Raw genomic sequence first — 15,611 nt, forward strand, 5'->3', positions numbered from 1 at the left:
CAGCGTACGTGAGCCGAGGAGGGAAGGTCAGACCCGCGCGGCCGCCTCGATCTCGTTCTTGAGACGGGCGAGAGTCGCGTTCATCCCCATCGTCAGTTCGTCGTCGAACGCCTCGGTGCCGCCGAGAACATACTTGACCAGGGTCTGCGAGACCTTGCTGGTCCCGGTGGGCGCCTCGCGCCGCTGGGTGACCCGCGTGCCGGTGGCGGTGGGTTCGAGGGTGAACGACCAGATGGAGCGGTTCTCGTTGATCCGGAAGCTCAGGCGACGGCCGGGTTCGAAGTCGATCACCTTCGACGTCGTGGGCCACACCAGCAGCCCCTTCTTGTTGATGTTGATCGTGGTGGTGCCGGCCGACACCGGCCCACCGCGCACGATCATCCGACGGCACTGCGGGCTCCACTCGCCCATCCGCTTCAGATCGGACACCACGCGCCACACCTGCTCGGGGGAGGCGGTGATCTCGATCGTGGCCTCGAGGGTCTTCGACACGTGTACTCCTGTGCTCGGGGGACCGGGTCTTCTCAGGGAGCCGGGTCCCGTGTATCTGCTACCGGAGGTAACAGGATCGTCGTCGATCCTAACGGACGATGTGAGTGCGGTCACGCCCCGGTCGGGTCGGCTCCGGTCAGCCGCATGAACGCCCCGAGTTCGATCAGGCCGTCCGGTGTCGACGGGAGGTGATCGGTCAGGGCGCCGGACCGGACGATCACCGCCGACCACTTGCCGCGTGAGAGGGCCACGTTCGACCGGTTGCGGGACAACAGGAACGACATGCCCCGCGGCACGTCCTCGACGGCGGAGGCCGTCATCGACACGAACACCATCGCCGCCTGGCGGCCCTGGAACTTGTCGACGGTGCCCACCTGGACCCGGTGCAGACCCGCGGCGGCGAGATCCTGCAGTAGGCGGGTGACCTGAGCGTTGTACGGTGCGACCACCAGGACGTCCTCCTCGCCGAGAGGTCGCGGCGGGGAGCCGGCGTCGTCCGTCCACGCCGAGCCGAGCACGGCTGCGATGGCGCGCACGATCTCGGCGCTCTCCTCGGGCGAGCAGGTCGCATTGCCCTCGTGCGCGACCTCCACGAGCCGGACGCCGGGCGGGACGCCGTCGAGCGCGCGGCGCGTGGTGATCTCGGACTTCGACTGCAGTCGTCCCTCGTAGGACAGCTCGGACACCCGCGCGCACAGATCCGGGTGCATCCGCCAGGTCACCGGAAGGAAGTAGCCGCGATCGGTGGGCAACGCACCGTGCCCTTCGGCGAGCCATCCGAGGGCGGACTCGTCGACCGGCTCGGGGTGGGTGCCCTGCGAGACCTGCGGCAGTTGGCGGGGATCGCCGAGCAGCAGCAGATTCGACGCCGCCGTGGCCACGGCGATGGTGTTGGCGAGACAGAACTGACCGGCCTCGTCGACCACCAGCAGGTCGAGGCTGCCGGGCTCGATGCAGTTCGGATTCGTGAAGTCCCAGGCCGTTCCGCCCACCACATAGCCGGTGGCGGATGTACCGATATGCGCCGCAAGAGACTTCGCGTCAGGGAAGGCGGTCCACGTCGGATCGGGGCTCTGGCATTTCGCCTTGGCGACCCGTTCCGGCGACACTCCCGCGGCGACGATGCCGGCCAGCATGTTCTCCACCACCGAATGCGACTGCGCGACCACGCCGACGCGCCGGCCGTGCTCGTTCACGAGCGCCGCCACCACCCGGGCCCCGGTGTACGTCTTGCCGGTGCCGGGTGGGCCCTGCACCGCCAGGTACGAATTCTCCAGGTTGAGAACGGTCGTGACGATCGTGCCGGCCGCGTCGTCGCCGAGCGGCGGCAGCGCGGCACCGGAGCGCAGGCGGGGAGGGATGCGGCGCAGTACGTCCACCGCCGCGGTCGACGGCAGAGCCGGCAACTCGCTGCACATCGCCTCGGCGGCGGAGGCGATCGCCGCTTCGATGTTCTTCGACGAGATCGGCGCGCCGGGAGTGACGGCCACCGGTAGCACGGAGTACTCCTCGTCCGTCCGTAGCGACTCGTCCACGACGAGCACGTCGGGATGGTCCGTCCCCGTGGTGCGTTCGACGACCACGCCGCGCGACCACGCGCGCGTCCCGGTGCCGCCGTCGGGCAGTCCGTCCGGTCCCGGAGCGTCGTACAACAGGAAGACGTCCTGCCCGGCGCGCAATGTGCTGCCCGGCTCGAACTCGCCCGCGAGGCGCAGCCGACGCCGGAGCAGTCGCCGGCGGGGCGTGGCCTTGTGCCAGTCGGTCTCGAGTGTGCACGTCGCCGCGACCAGCGTGTCGCGGGCGTCCGCCCACTCGTCGGGAGCCGTCGCCAGACGATCGAAGTGTCCCCACCAGAAAGGTTTCCGCTCGCGCCGGTGGTAGCCCATGGCCGCGGCGACGAGTGCGGCCGCCTGCTGTTCCGGGGTGCGGTCGCCCGCCAGTGCACCGCCGACGTATTCGAGGAGTTTCGTCTCGACGGGGTGCGCCTGCGCGTCGGGAGCGGCCTCGTCGTGGGTCGTCTCGGTGGGGGAGATGCCGTGGTCGCGGGCGTGGGTGAGCAGCCAGTCGCGCAGACGCAGGGTGGAGATGCAGTCGGCCTCGTTGTAGGAGGCGATCGACGCGAGTTCGCGTTCCGCCTCCTCGAGGTGCCCGGCGTCGCGCAGTGCGCAGTAGTCGGCGTACGCGACGATCGAGGCGCCCGCGTCGGCGACATCGCCGTCGCGTGCCTCGCTCTCCTCGGTGTAGAGCGGTTCGAGTTTCTTCAGTCCGTACGTCCGGGCACCCACCCGGATCGAGTTGCGCACCACGGGGTACAGGTCGACGAGCACACCTTCGCGCAGCAGGTCGTCGACGATCTCCTCGCCGACGCCGTAGCGCCCCGCCAGCCGCAGCAACGCCGTCTTCTCGTACGGGGCGTAGTGGTAGACGTGCATCCTCGGGTGGCGACGCCGGCGGTCGGTGACGTAGTCGAGGAAGTCCAGCAGTGCCTGCCGCTCCTGCTCGCGGTCGTGTGCCCAGAAGGGCCGGAAGATCGGTGCGTCGGCCGGTCCCTCCACGACACCGAACAGGTACTCGAGTCCCCACTCGGAACTGCCGCCCTCGGACCACAGTGGGTCGCCTTCGAAGTCGAAGAAGATGTCGCCCTCGTCGGGCGCGGGCAGGATGCCGAGCGGGGTGGCGTCGTAGACCTCCGCATAGGGACTGTCCCGCCTCTCCTCCTCGAGCTGCGCCCGTGCCTGGGCGCGCAGGGCGTCGAAGGTGCGGCGCGCCATCCCGTCGACGGGTGCCGCGCATGCGGCGAGGTCGTCGATGGTCGACACGCCCGCCTCGATCAGCCGCAGCCGCTGGGTGCTGCGCATCCCCGCGACCAGCAGCAGGTCGCGGTGACGTTCGAGTTCCGGGGTGCAGTCGTCGCAGCGACCGCAGGCGGTGTGCCCACCCGCTCCCCACCGCACCGGCCCGGGGGCAGCGCGGTGCGACGTGAGAAGGGTTTCGAGGCAGGCGCGTCGGTGCCGATAGACCGGCATGATCTCCGCGAGCGGGTAGGAGGCGATCGAGCCGTCGCCGAGGACGAGATGCGCGTGCGAGGACACCGTCGTCCCGGTGCGCGCGAGTGCGTCCGCGTAAGCGGCGAGCTGGAGCAGGGCCTCGACCTTCGCGTGCCGGGAGAGTTTGCTGTCGTAGACGGCGTAGCCGTCGTCCTCGAGGACGAGGAAGTCGGAGAAGCCGATCATGCCGAGCGGATCGGGGGCAGTGTCGGAGGAACCGGTGTCGAAGAAAGCGCCCTGATAGACGACGGGCGCGCCGGTCCGGACGGCGTCGAGGGTGGCCTGCGCCGCCTCGGTGAGCGCCTGCGCGGTGTACTCGGGCCGGGCGATCTCGACGACCTTCTCCGCACCCACCTGCGCGCGGAAGCGGTCGAGGACGCGCTGCTCGTGGCGGCCGCCGAGTGCGGCGACACGGTCGAGCATTGCGTCGGGTTCGGTGTCGGGGCGCGGGAGCCGACCGAGCGTCGAGTCGAGGTTGCGGAGCACTGCGAACTCGCACGAGGCGGCGCGGGTGAGATCTCCGGCGCCGAAGACCAGCCTGTCGTCGAGAAGAAACATCGGCAGCTCCGTCTCCGGCGTGCGGGATGCCCGGGATGGGCACGGCTGGTCCCGACTATCGCAGACAGGTCGGACCCGCCGGACCATTGTTCTCGCGCCCACCGGGCACACTGCGGCGGCCGGGCCCGCCCTCGACCCCGAGCGCGGTGCGCACCGCCAGCACGATGCCCCACGGAACGACGACCCAGATCGGCCAGAAGTAGATCGACGAGGCCGTTCCGAGCGAGACCAGTGCCCACACCACGAGATTGATCGATCCCACGGTGGCCCATGCTCCCCATTCGATGCGCTGGTGGAGCGGCAGGCGCAGACGTGGGAACGGTTTGCCGGCCGGCGGGGACGGGGTGGGAACGAGTGTCGACGGCAGGTCGGCGAGAACGGCGCCGGCGTCGTCCTGCGTCACGGCGCGGTAGACCCGGGCCACACGCTCGTCGAACTCGCCGATCGTCAACCGTCCGGCGGTGAGATGGCGCCCGAGCTCCTCCACGATCGTTTCGCGCTCGGCATCGGAGACGCGCAGCGGCGATGTCGCGATTCCGGGGCCGGTGGTGGATATGTGTTCCATGGTGCCCTCCGTGATCTTCCACAATGGAATGTCACCTGATTCCAGGGTGGATATGTCACAGTGGAATGTCAAGTCTTTTCCGTACCCGAATCGAGAAAGGAACCGGCAATGACCGGACGACCGCTCAACGCCACCGCCGCGTCACTGCTCGGATTCCTCCACGAAGGCCCCAAAACGGGCTGGGACCTGGTGTCCACCGCACAGGCGCGCATCGGCAAGTTCTGGTCGCTGACGACGAGCCAGGTCTACCGGGAACTGGCCGCGATGGAACGGCAGGGACTGATCGAGGCAGGGGAGAAGGGCCCGCGCGACCGCAAGCCCTACCTGCTGACCGAGGCCGGACGCACGGCCTTCGCCGAATGGATCGACCGCGAACCGGGCGATGAGAACATCCGCCATCCGCTGCTGCTGACCGTCGCCTTCGGCGATCACCTCTCGCCCGAGCGCCTCGCCTCGATGCTCGCCGAGCATCGCCGCAGACACGAGGAGCAGCTCGCCGCCTACGAACAGCAGGCGGCGGCCGACATCCTCCCGCCGCACGCCGCGGCGACCCTCGACTTCGGCATCCTCTACGAACGGGCCGTCCTCGAATGGTTCGACCGCGTGCGCGACCGTCTCGAACCCGGACCGGTCAGCGCAGCGGATCGAACGACCTGAGCAACGGATCCGGCTCGCCGGTCATCGACCCGGCGAGCAGCCGTCCGGTGAGGGGACCGAGCGCCACACCCCACATCCCGTGCCCGCCGGCGACGTACACCCGATCCGAACGGGTGCGGCCGATCAACGGGAGCCCGTCCGCCGTGCACGGCCGTGAGCCCACCCACTCCTCGCTGCGCCCGTCCCAGTCGACCTCACGCAACAGCGGACGGGTCGCGTCGACGATCGCCCGGATGCGTCGCGGGTCGAGCGGGGCGTCGGGACTGCGGAACTCCATCATTCCCGCGACCCGGAAACGGTCCTGGAGGGGTGTGCACGCCACCCGCTGGGCCGGGAAGTAGACCGGGTTCTTCGGCAGGCTCGGCGGCCGCACGCTGAAGCTGTAGCCGCGACCGGCCTGGACCTGCGTGCGCACGCCGAACGGCCGGGCGAGCGACCCGAGCCACGCTCCGTTCGCGAGTACCACCGCATCCGCCGACCGCGAGTGCCCACCGGCCACGACGACATCCACCCCGCGACCGGTGTCGCGCACCTCCTCGACGTCGACGTCGGTGACGATCTCCGCACCCCGTGCGCGGACCGCGTGCGCCAGCGAGGCGACGAACCGCGGCGGATCGATGAACCGCTGCCCCCGGATCCGGAGACCCATCCGCACCGAGTCCCCGAGCAGCGGTTCGAGCGAATGCAGCGTGTCGGTGTCGAGCAGGTCGAAGTCGATCTCGCTGCCGGCGGCACGCGCGTGCTCGAACTCCTCGACCAGCAGCCGACGGTCGTCGTCCGAGGTGAACGCCGCGAGGAACGGATCGGCGACCCGCGTCGGTTCGGTGACGATCGTGTCGCCCGACCCGCGGGCGAGATCGTCGTAGGCATCGAGGGCGAGGCGGTTGGCGCGCGCGAAGACCTTCATCGACGACGTCCACTGCCGTCTCGTGCAGTGCCGGGCGAAGTCGGCGAGGAAGCGCAGCAACCGCACATCCGTCGTGGGCGGCACGTAGACGGGCGACGACGGCCGGAACATCGAGCGCAAGCCGTAACGCAGCACCCCCGGCTCGGGTAGCGGCAGGGTCAGTGCCGGTGCGAGCCACCCGGCGTTGCCCCACGAGGCGTCACCCGCCACGCCGACCCGATCGAGCACCGTGACCTCGATGCCTCGATCCTGCAGAAACCACGCGGTGGACAGACCCACGATGCCCGCACCGACGACCACTGTCCGACGAACCGTCATCGCAACCTCCTGTGATGGACGAAGCCTGCACCTCCATCATGGACCCGGAAGCGCGAACGGGCCGGACTCGCGGACGGCTTACTATTTCCGGGGAAGTTCTGCTTGTGGAAAGGGAACCCGGAATGAGTACGAACGTCGAACAGCGTGAATTCCAGGCCGAGACGCGGCAGTTGCTGGATCTGATGATCCACTCGATCTACTCGAACAAGGACACCTTCCTGCGCGAGTTGATCTCCAACGCGTCGGACGCCCTGGACAAGCTCCGGCTGGAGTCTTTCCGAAACAAGGATCTCGACGTCGACACCTCCGACCTGCACGTCGAGCTCGAGGTGGACAAGGATGCGCGCACCCTGACCGTGCGCGACAACGGCATCGGCATGAACCGCGACGAGGTCGTCGATCTCATCGGCACCCTCGCGAAGTCCGGCACGGGCGAACTCCGGCAGAAGCTGCGCGAGGCCAAGGACGCCGCCGCTTCCGAGGAGTTGATCGGCCAGTTCGGTATCGGCTTCTACTCGTCGTTCATGGTCGCCGACAAGGTCACGCTCGTCACCCGCAAGGCCGGGGAGAAGACCGGTACGCGCTGGGAGTCCAGCGGCGAATCCACCTACACGATCGCCGAGGTCGACGACGCGCCCCAGGGCACCTCGGTGGTCCTGCATCTCAAGCCCGAGGATGCCGAGGACCACCTGTTCGACTACACCTCGCAGTGGAAGCTCGAGGAGATCGTCAAGAAGTACTCGGATTTCATCGCGTGGCCGATCCGCATGGAGGTCTCGCGCACCACGAAGTCGGAGGACGGCACCGACGAGGTGACCTTCGAGACCAAGACCCTCAACTCGCAGAAGGCGTTGTGGGCGCGCTCGAAGGACGAGGTCTCCGAGGAGGAGTACACGGACTTCTACAAGCACATCGCCCATGCCTGGGACGAGCCGCTCGAGGTCATCCCGCTCAAGGCCGAGGGCACCTTCGAGTACCAGGCGCTGCTGTTCATCCCGGAGCACGCGCCCTTCGACCTGTTCGCCCGCGAACGGCGCACCGGCGTGCAGCTGTACGTCAAGCGCGTGTTCATCATGGACGACTGCGAGGATCTCGTCCCCGAGTACCTGCGTTTCGTCAAGGGTGTGGTCGACGCGCAGGACCTGTCGCTCAACGTCTCTCGTGAGATCCTGCAGCAGGACCGGCAGATCCGGGCCATCCGCCGCCGCCTGACGAAGAAGGTCCTCGCGACCGTCAAGGACATGGCCGCGAAGGAACCCGAGAAGTACACGAAGTTCTGGCGCGAGTTCGGCCGGGTCGTCAAGGAAGGTTTGATCTCCGACACCGACAACCGCGACACGCTGCTGGCGATCTCGTCGTTCGACTCGACGGCGAGCGAGGAGGAGCAGACCACGCTCGCCGGCTACGTCGAGCGCATGAAGGACGGCCAGGACGCGATCTACTACCTCACCGGCGAGTCGCGGCAGCTGCTCGAGAGCTCCCCGCACATGGAGGCGTTCCGCGACAAGGGCATCGAGGTGCTGCTCCTGACCGACCCCGTCGACGAGATGTGGGTGACCTCCGTTCCGGAATTCGAGGGCAAGCGCTTCCAGTCGATCGCCAAGGGCGACGTCGACCTCGGTACCGAGGACGAGAAGAAGGCCGCCGAAGCCGAACGCGAGGAGAAGGAGAAGGAGTTCGGCGACCTGCTGTCGTGGATGAAGGAGACCCTCGAGGAGCAGGTCAAGGACGTGCGGCTCTCGTCGCGCCTGACGTCCTCCCCGGCGTGCATCGTCGGCGACACCTTCAGCATGTCGCCCGCCCTCGAGCGGATGTACAAGGCGTCCGGTCAGCCGGTGCCGCGGGTCAAGCGGATCCTGGAACTCAACCCCGATCACCCGCTCGTGTCGGGTCTGCGCACGGCCCGGGAACAGCGTCCGGACGACGCCTCGCTCGCCGACGTCGCCGAGCTGCTCCACGGCATGGCGCTGATCGCCGAGGGTGGCGAGGTGGAGGATCCGGCGCGGTTCACCCGCCTGCTCGCCGAGCGTCTCGCCGGAAGCGTGTGAGCCGAGCCTGTCGCCGTAGGCGCGCACGCGGATAGGCTCGATGCATGACGCGTGTAGACGGGGTGTTGTTCGATATCGAGGGCGTGCTCGTCACCGAGTGGCAGCCCGTCCCGGGCGCGGCGGATGTCCTGGCACGACTGCGTGCCGACGGCGTCCGCCGCGCCTTCCTCACCAACACCACCTCCCGGACGTGCGCCGAGATCGCGCAGCGGCTCACCGATCTCGGGATGGAGGTGTCGCCGGACGAGATCGTCACCGCGGTGTCCCTCACCGTCGACCACGTCCGGCAGACCTATCCGGGTCTGCGCTGCTGGGTCCTCAACGAGGGCGACATCGCCGCGGATCTCGACGGTCTCGTGCTGGACGAGGACGATCCGGAAGTGGTGATCCTCGGTGGCGCGGGGGATGCCTTCACGCACCGGGCGATGAGTCGCGTCGCCGAACTGATGCTCGAGGACGTTCCGGTGGTCGCGATGCACCGGGCGCTCGCGTGGCAGGCCGCCGACGAGTTGCGCATCGACACCGGGGTCTACCTGGCCGGACTCGAGGAGCTCACCGGCCGGTCGGTGGTGGCGGTGGGCAAGCCGTCGCTGCGCGGCTTCCTCGTCGCGTCGGAGCGGATGGGTGTCGAACCGGATCGGATGGTGGTCGTCGGCGACGACATCGCGGGCGAGGTCGTCCCGGGGCAACGCCTCGGTATGACGGGAATCCTGGTGCGTACCGGAAAGTTTCGGCAATCCGTCCTGGACCTGGCGGTCGATCGTCCCGACCACGTCATCGACTCCGTCGCCGCTCTCCCGGGGCTCCTCGACAGTCTGTGACAGGCGGTCTCGCGTGAGACGCATGTGATCGGTACCCTACCGCCGGGGCGCCGGCCCCCCGTTCGCGCGGGGCGCTCGTTCCCCAGTTCGCGCAGACGCAGCCTTTCGCGAAGAGGCACTCCAGTGCAGAGGAGCCCGTTCTTGTCCATTCGTTCCTTCCGATCCGTTCTCACCGCGCGCCGTTCGTTCCGGGCCGGTGTACTCGTCGCCGTCGGTGTGGCCTCGGCCGCGCTGTTCGGTGGGGGTACCGCCGCAGCGGCGCCGGTGACCTGTGTGTCGCCTCCTTCTGCCAACGACATCTTGGTGTCCGATACCGCCAGCTGCGGCGCCACCGCCGAGGACGCCTTCGCTCGCGCGTATGCGGCCGACAGCGGCACCGCGGTGTCGGTCGCCGAGTCGGCCGGTGCCGCCGAAGCCCACGCGACGGGCTTCGGCACGGCGCTCAGTGCAGCCCGTGACGGCGGCCGGTCGTTCGCCTACGCGCTCGGCGGCGGACTGAGCCACTCGTGGGCTCAGGGTCCGGCGACGACCCTGTCGGTGGCCGGCTACGGGTCGGGCGCCACGGCCGACACCACCGGCGTCACGTGCGTCGGAGCCCAGTCGTTCGCGGTCAACACCGCGACGGGACAGTGGTGCGCCGTGGGGGTCGGTTCGACGCCGCGCTGAGCGAGCGCGGCACCGATGATCCGGACGACCGTGTAGTCGGTCTTTCGCGGATTTCGTGACGGGGGTGGCAGGTGCCGGTAGTCTTGCACTCGCCACCCCCGAGTGCTAAAAATGCACTTAGCACTCGCAACACGTGAGTGCCAGGTCGGTAGGGTGAGACCGGGTTTTCGACACCCCTGGTCGTCCGTCGCGGGCACTGCTTCCGGCCGAAGGCGTACATGGAGCGATCCGACGAGCGATCGCTCCGGTGTCACCCCCATACCCGGAGGATCACTTCGCAATGGCCAAGATCATCGCGTTCGACGAAGAGGCCCGTCGCGGCCTCGAGCGGGGCCTCAACAGCCTCGCCGACGCAGTCAAGGTGACGTTGGGCCCCAAGGGTCGCAACGTCGTTCTCGAGAAGAAGTGGGGCGCCCCCACGATCACCAACGATGGTGTGTCCATCGCCAAGGAGATCGAGCTCGAGGATCCGTACGAGAAGATCGGCGCCGAGCTGGTCAAGGAAGTTGCCAAGAAGACCGACGACGTCGCGGGTGACGGCACCACCACCGCTACCGTGCTCGCCCAGGCGCTCGTCCGCGAGGGTCTGCGCAACGTTGCTGCGGGCGCCAACCCCCTCGGCCTGAAGCGCGGCATCGAGAAGGCCGTCGAGGCCGTCACCGCCAAGCTGCTCGACACCGCCAAGGAGGTCGAGACCAAGGAGCAGATCGCCGCCACCGCAGGCATCTCCGCCGGCGACCCCGCGATCGGTGAGCTCATCGCCGAGGCCATCGACAAGGTGGGCAAGGAAGGCGTCATCACCGTCGAGGAGTCCAACACCTTCGGCCTCCAGCTCGAGCTGACCGAGGGCATGCGCTTCGACAAGGGCTACATCTCCCTCTACTTCGCCACCGACGCAGAGCGTCAGGAGGCCGTGCTCGAGGATCCCTACATCCTGCTCGTCAGCTCCAAGATCTCCACGGTCAAGGACCTGCTGCCGCTGCTCGAGAAGGTCATCCAGTCGGGCAAGCCGCTGCTGATCATCGCCGAGGACGTCGAGGGCGAGGCTCTGTCCACCCTGGTCCTCAACAAGATCCGCGGCACCTTCAAGTCGGTCGCCGTCAAGGCTCCGGGCTTCGGTGACCGTCGCAAGGCCCAGCTCGCCGACATCGCCATCCTCACCGGTGGCGAGGTCGTCAGCGAAGAGGTCGGCCTCTCCCTCGAGACCGCCGGCATCGAGCTGCTCGGCCAGGCCCGCAAGGTCGTCGTCACCAAGGACGAGACCACCATCGTCGAGGGCGCGGGCGATCCCGACGCCATCGCCGGTCGCGTCAACCAGATCCGCGCCGAGATCGAGGCGTCGGATTCGGACTACGACCGTGAGAAGCTGCAGGAGCGCCTCGCGAAGCTGGCCGGCGGCGTCGCCGTCATCAAGGCCGGTGCCGCGACCGAGGTCGAGCTCAAGGAGCGCAAGCACCGCATCGAGGACGCCGTCCGCAACGCGAAGGCTGCCGTCGAAGAGGGCATCGTCGCCGGTGGTGGCGTGGCCCTGCTGCAGGCCGCTCCGGTTCTCGACGACCTCAAGCTCGAGGGCGACGAGGCTACGGGTGCCAACATCGTCAAGGTCGCTCTCGAGGCGCCGCTGAAGCAGATCGCCTTCAACGCCGGCCTCGAGCCCGGCGTCGTCGCCGAGAAGGTCCGCAACCTCGAGGCCGGCCACGGCCTCAACGCTGCGACCGGCGACTACGAGGACCTGCTCGAAGCGGGCATCAACGACCCGGTCAAGGTCACCCGCTCGGCGCTGCAGAACGCTGCGTCGATCGCGGCTCTGTTCCTGACGACCGAGGCCGTCGTCGCCGACAAGCCGGAGAAGGCCGCCGCTCCCGTGGGCGACCCGACCGGCGGCATGGGCGGCATGGACTTCTGATCCGCCCCTGCGGGCGGAGAGGACTTCTGATCCGCCCCTGAGCCACACGAGGCCCGATCCCACTCCGGTGGGGTCGGGCCTCGTGCTGTTCCCCGACGATTCCGGCCTCCGGTACGGAACGATCACATATTCGTTACGAAAGGGGCTCCGCGGACGATGAATGTCACGAAAGTGTCACTTCATCCGGTTCCGGAGGTTCGTGCCGATCCGCAACCGGTCCGAGGTGCGCAGCCAGACGGATCGACGAGGGGAAGAGAATATGCGGTCGTCCTGGTTACGGCGGGTACTGCTCACGGTGGCGATGGGAACGTCGATGGTCCTCGCGGCTCCCGGAGGCGCTCTCGCGCAGTCGGTAGAAGCCGACGACCAGCGACCGGTGGGAGAGCTGACCTCTGTCGAGCACGAGAGCGACCGCACCGTCATCGCGAACGTCTACTCACCGTCGATGGACAAGGTGATCCCCCTCCGGATCCGGACGCCCGCCGACTCGAGCGAACCGCGTCCCACCCTCTACCTGATCAACGGCTCGGGAGGCGGGCAGGGGATCGCCACTTGGGAGAAGCAGACCGACGTCGAGGACTTCTTCTCGGACAAGAACATCAACGTCGTCACGCCGCTCCTCGGCGGCTACAGCTACTACACCGATTGGCGCAACGACGATCCCGCACTCGGCCGCAACATGTGGACGACCTTCCTGACGCACGAACTCCCGCCGGTCATCGACACGGAGTTCGGGACATCGGGACGCAACGCCATTGCGGGAGTGTCGATGTCGGGGACGTCGGTGCTCGGCCTCGCCACGACGGCCCCCGAGCTGTACGAGGCGGTCGGGGCGTACAGCGGATGCGCCGAGACGAGCACGCCGCTGGGGCAGTCCTACGTGCAGGCCGTCGTACGCGTCAAGGGTGGCGACCCCGAGAACATGTGGGGCCCGGTCGGTGATCCGGCCTGGATCGAGAACGATCCCTACCTCCAGGCCGAGAAGCTCCGCGGTATCGACCTGTACATCTCGTCGGGTTCGGGTCTGCCCGGGCAGTACGAGCGGCTCGGATCGCGGTCGGTGAACAACGACCCGATCGGGCTCGTCGGGCAGGTGGTCGTCGGCGGCAGCATCGAGGCGGCGGTCCACCACTGCACCCAGCGGATGGCCCAGCGACTCGAGGAGTTGGACATCCCCGCCCGGATCGACCTGCGTCCGGCGGGTACGCACTCCTGGGACTACTGGGAGGACGATCTGCGCAACTCGTGGCCGCTTCTGTCGCAGGCGGTCGGACTGTAGAGGTCCCGCACAATCCACCGGAAATGCCCGATTCGATCCCGGTCGAATCGGGCATCTTCTTTCGGTCGTTATTCAACCGATAAATCGGTCGATTCGCCGTAATCGGTCGGTGAACGGGATGAATCGGGCCGAACGGAAATATCGAATTCAAACAGAAATAAATGGGTACGGACGTTCCGTTTTCTTTCCTTGACGCTGTGAACTGGTCATATGCGGGCTCGTCCCAGCTTCCCTGCGAGTGTGAATGTCATCACATCCCGATTTGCGCACTCTCGGGTCGCGCATACACGTCGAGTGTGTTGAGAATTGATGCGAGCCCGACGGAATTCCGATCGGAATTCCGGGTAGGCGAAAAGCAATCGGACGAGACCCGTCCGGTATGTGATCGGACGAAGGAGATTCACATGGACGTCATCGAACTCATCGGCTCTGCCCTCGAACTGCTCGGCGGCACCGAACTGCTCGGCACCCTGCTCGAGACCGGCAGTGCCGTTCTCGGCCTCGGCCAGTAGTTCCTGCTGAGCTGAACAGCTGTGCCGCTGCCTCGCAGCGGAATACGACACCCCCGGCGGATCTCCGCCGGGGGTGTCGTCGTCTCGGCCGACCCCGTGACCCGGATCAGTTCTCGGGGATCAGCATCCACAGGGCGAGGTAGAGCAACACGGCGGTGCCGCCCGTGACGAAGGCTGCGAGGACTGCGCCTGCACGCACGAGGTTGAGGTCGACGTTGAAGTACTCGGCCAGTCCGGCGCACACACCACCGAGCATGCGCTGGGACGAGGAGCGGGTGAAGGGACGGGGAGCCTGGTTCTCGAAGTTCATGTATTCATCCTGTCGCCGTAACGGTCTCGGCACATCCGGGAACGGCCCGGATCTTCACCCTGATCTTCGTCTCGGGGTCGGTCGGACGAGCCGGCCCGAACAACGCAGAAATCACGCTGAGGACAATGCTCGGCGACCGGGGCGCGAGGAGGCAGACTCGACCGTCGGTACTGCCGATCAGAAGGAGATCTCCCGTCATGACCGACGTCGTCCTGGACGAACAGCTCGCCGCACTGCGCCGCAGGTACGGCACCCGGGCCGCCGAGCAGGTGGCCGGACGCGGTGGCTCCGGCGCGTGGAACGACGTCATCGCACTCCAACTGGCGCATCGCTCCGTGCGAAAGTTCCTTCCCGAAGCGGTATCCGAGGACGATCTGCGCGCGATCGTGGCCGCGGCTTCGTCCGCCGCGAGCTCGAGCAACCTGCAGTTGTGGAGCGTCGTGGCCGTCACCGACCGCGACCGGCTCGCCCGGATCGCGACTCTCGCCGGCAACCAGCCGGCGGTGCGTGACGCTCCACTGCTGCTCGTGTGGGTGGCCGACCTCGCCCGGGCGGCGCGGGTCGCCGAGCAGCACGACAAGGATCTCGTCAACGTCGACTACGTGGAGTCCGCGCTGCTCGGGGTGGTCGATGCCGCGCTCGCCGCACAGAATGCGGTGCTCGCCGCGGAATCGCTCGGCCTCGGCACCGTCTACATCGGGGCCATCCGCAACCATCCGCGTGACGTGGCCGCAGAACTGGCTCTGCCCGACCACAGTTTCGCTGTGGTCGGGCTGGTGGTGGGCCGTCCCGATCCCGAGGTGGAGTCGGAGGTCAAGCCGCGGTTGGGTCAGGACGTGGTGCTGCATCGCGAGCAGTACTCGACCGAGGAACGGGATGCCGGCCTCGCCGCCTATGAGGAGGAGATCTCCGGCTTCTACCGCGATCAGGGTCTGGCGGAGAGCTGGGTCGAACGTGTACTCGGGCGCTTCGCGTCGCCCGGCGCGCTCGGGAGCAGGGAACAGATGCGGGAAGCTCTGCGGGAGCGCGGTTTCGGTCTGGACTGACCGCAGGGAGGCGTCAGCGGCACACGACCGTCAGGCCGACCCCGCGCCACACCTGACGTTCGACACGATCGAACTCGTTGTCGTCACTGTCGTATTCGTACTCGACCTCGGTCCGGTATCCCCGGTCGCGCTGAGCGGTCACGGTGCAGTCGCCGCCGGCGGAACCGGACCGGTTGACGATCGAGTACGGCACACCCTCCGCGGCGAGCACGGCGACCGCGGCCTGCTCGCTCAAGCCGACTACGCCGGGCGCGGGTTGTGCTGTGGCAGTTCCTGTTCCGAGCAGTACTGCGGCGGTGCCGAGCGACAGGACGGCGGCGGTCGCGAGGCGGGAGCGGGTGGCAAGAGTACGCATGGGTTCCTCCGAAAGGGTGCTGGACCGGACATTTCGATCGTCCGCCGCGACCCGGCCCGAGCACATCCGGGCACGACCCCCATCCCGACCCTGAATTCCGGACTCGGGGTGGCAGGGACACTGG

At 68.0% G+C, this 15,611-nt stretch carries 13 protein-coding genes; 7 read left to right on the forward strand and 6 right to left on the reverse strand.

Going from position 1 to position 15,611, the window contains the following annotated elements:
- Positions 1–27: 27 nt before the first annotated feature.
- From NVV99_RS17270 to NVV99_RS17280, 3 genes are all read right to left on the reverse strand, one after another.
- Positions 28–492, reverse strand: coding sequence for an SRPBCC family protein (locus NVV99_RS17270; RefSeq protein ID WP_006553630.1), 465 nt, complete (start codon positions 490–492; stop codon positions 28–30).
- 110 nt (positions 493–602) lie between these two features.
- Positions 603–4,097 (reverse strand): bifunctional RecB family nuclease/DEAD/DEAH box helicase, encoded by a 3,495-nt coding sequence (locus tag NVV99_RS17275; protein ID WP_024101804.1) that lies wholly within the window; start codon positions 4,095–4,097, stop codon positions 603–605.
- A gap of 55 nt (positions 4,098–4,152) precedes the next feature.
- Positions 4,153–4,662 (reverse strand): DUF1707 domain-containing protein, encoded by a 510-nt coding sequence (locus tag NVV99_RS17280; RefSeq protein WP_051424847.1) that lies wholly within the window; start codon positions 4,660–4,662, stop codon positions 4,153–4,155.
- A gap of 108 nt (positions 4,663–4,770) precedes the next feature.
- On the opposite strand from NVV99_RS17280, the gene NVV99_RS17285 reads away from it, so the two are divergent.
- Positions 4,771–5,319, forward strand: a complete 549-nt coding sequence (locus NVV99_RS17285) for a PadR family transcriptional regulator (RefSeq protein ID WP_024101802.1) — start codon at positions 4,771–4,773, stop codon at positions 5,317–5,319.
- Here the strand turns inward: NVV99_RS17285 and NVV99_RS17290 are convergent.
- Positions 5,294–6,544, reverse strand: a complete 1,251-nt coding sequence (locus NVV99_RS17290; protein ID WP_024101801.1) for an FAD-binding oxidoreductase — start codon at positions 6,542–6,544, stop codon at positions 5,294–5,296. The genes NVV99_RS17285 and NVV99_RS17290 overlap by 26 nt on opposite strands.
- Before the next feature lie 122 nt (positions 6,545–6,666).
- Between NVV99_RS17290 and htpG the strand changes: the two genes are divergently transcribed.
- The 5 genes from htpG (at position 6,667) to NVV99_RS17315 (ending at position 13,264) form a co-directional block, all read left to right on the forward strand.
- A complete protein-coding gene (gene htpG, locus NVV99_RS17295) occupies positions 6,667–8,592 on the forward strand; it encodes a molecular chaperone HtpG (RefSeq protein ID WP_006553626.1) in 1,926 nt (641 codons plus the stop codon).
- Positions 8,593–8,636: 44 nt separating this feature from the next.
- Positions 8,637–9,413, forward strand: coding sequence for an HAD-IIA family hydrolase (locus tag NVV99_RS17300; RefSeq protein ID WP_024101800.1), 777 nt, complete (start codon positions 8,637–8,639; stop codon positions 9,411–9,413).
- 141 nt (positions 9,414–9,554) lie between these two features.
- Complete coding sequence (locus tag NVV99_RS17305) at positions 9,555–10,079, forward strand: DUF6764 family protein (RefSeq protein ID WP_016691625.1); 525 nt, start codon at positions 9,555–9,557, stop codon at positions 10,077–10,079.
- A 280-nt stretch (positions 10,080–10,359) separates the two neighbouring features.
- Positions 10,360–11,985, forward strand: a complete 1,626-nt coding sequence (groL, locus tag NVV99_RS17310; RefSeq protein WP_024101799.1) for a chaperonin GroEL — start codon at positions 10,360–10,362, stop codon at positions 11,983–11,985.
- A gap of 259 nt (positions 11,986–12,244) precedes the next feature.
- Positions 12,245–13,264 (forward strand): alpha/beta hydrolase family protein, encoded by a 1,020-nt coding sequence (locus tag NVV99_RS17315; protein WP_006553622.1) that lies wholly within the window; start codon positions 12,245–12,247, stop codon positions 13,262–13,264.
- 618 nt (positions 13,265–13,882) lie between these two features.
- Here the strand turns inward: NVV99_RS17315 and NVV99_RS17320 are convergent.
- Positions 13,883–14,086: a PspC domain-containing protein gene (locus NVV99_RS17320; protein WP_006553621.1), complete on the reverse strand. Its 204-nt coding sequence runs from the start codon at positions 14,084–14,086 to the stop codon at positions 13,883–13,885.
- Between the two features lie 197 nt (positions 14,087–14,283).
- Here NVV99_RS17320 and NVV99_RS17325 point away from each other — a divergent pair, with 197 nt between their 5' ends.
- Positions 14,284–15,132, forward strand: a complete 849-nt coding sequence (locus tag NVV99_RS17325; protein WP_006553619.1) for an NADPH-dependent oxidoreductase — start codon at positions 14,284–14,286, stop codon at positions 15,130–15,132.
- 13 nt (positions 15,133–15,145) lie between these two features.
- Here NVV99_RS17325 and NVV99_RS17330 read toward each other — a convergent pair whose 3' ends face one another.
- A complete protein-coding gene (locus NVV99_RS17330) occupies positions 15,146–15,487 on the reverse strand; it encodes a hypothetical protein (protein ID WP_024101798.1) in 342 nt (113 codons plus the stop codon).
- Between the last annotated feature and the right edge of the window lie 124 nt (positions 15,488–15,611).

The sequence above is a fragment of the Rhodococcus sp. PAE-6 genome (genome assembly GCF_025290685.1).
Lineage (GTDB): Bacteria > Actinomycetota > Actinomycetes > Mycobacteriales > Mycobacteriaceae > Rhodococcus > Rhodococcus pyridinivorans.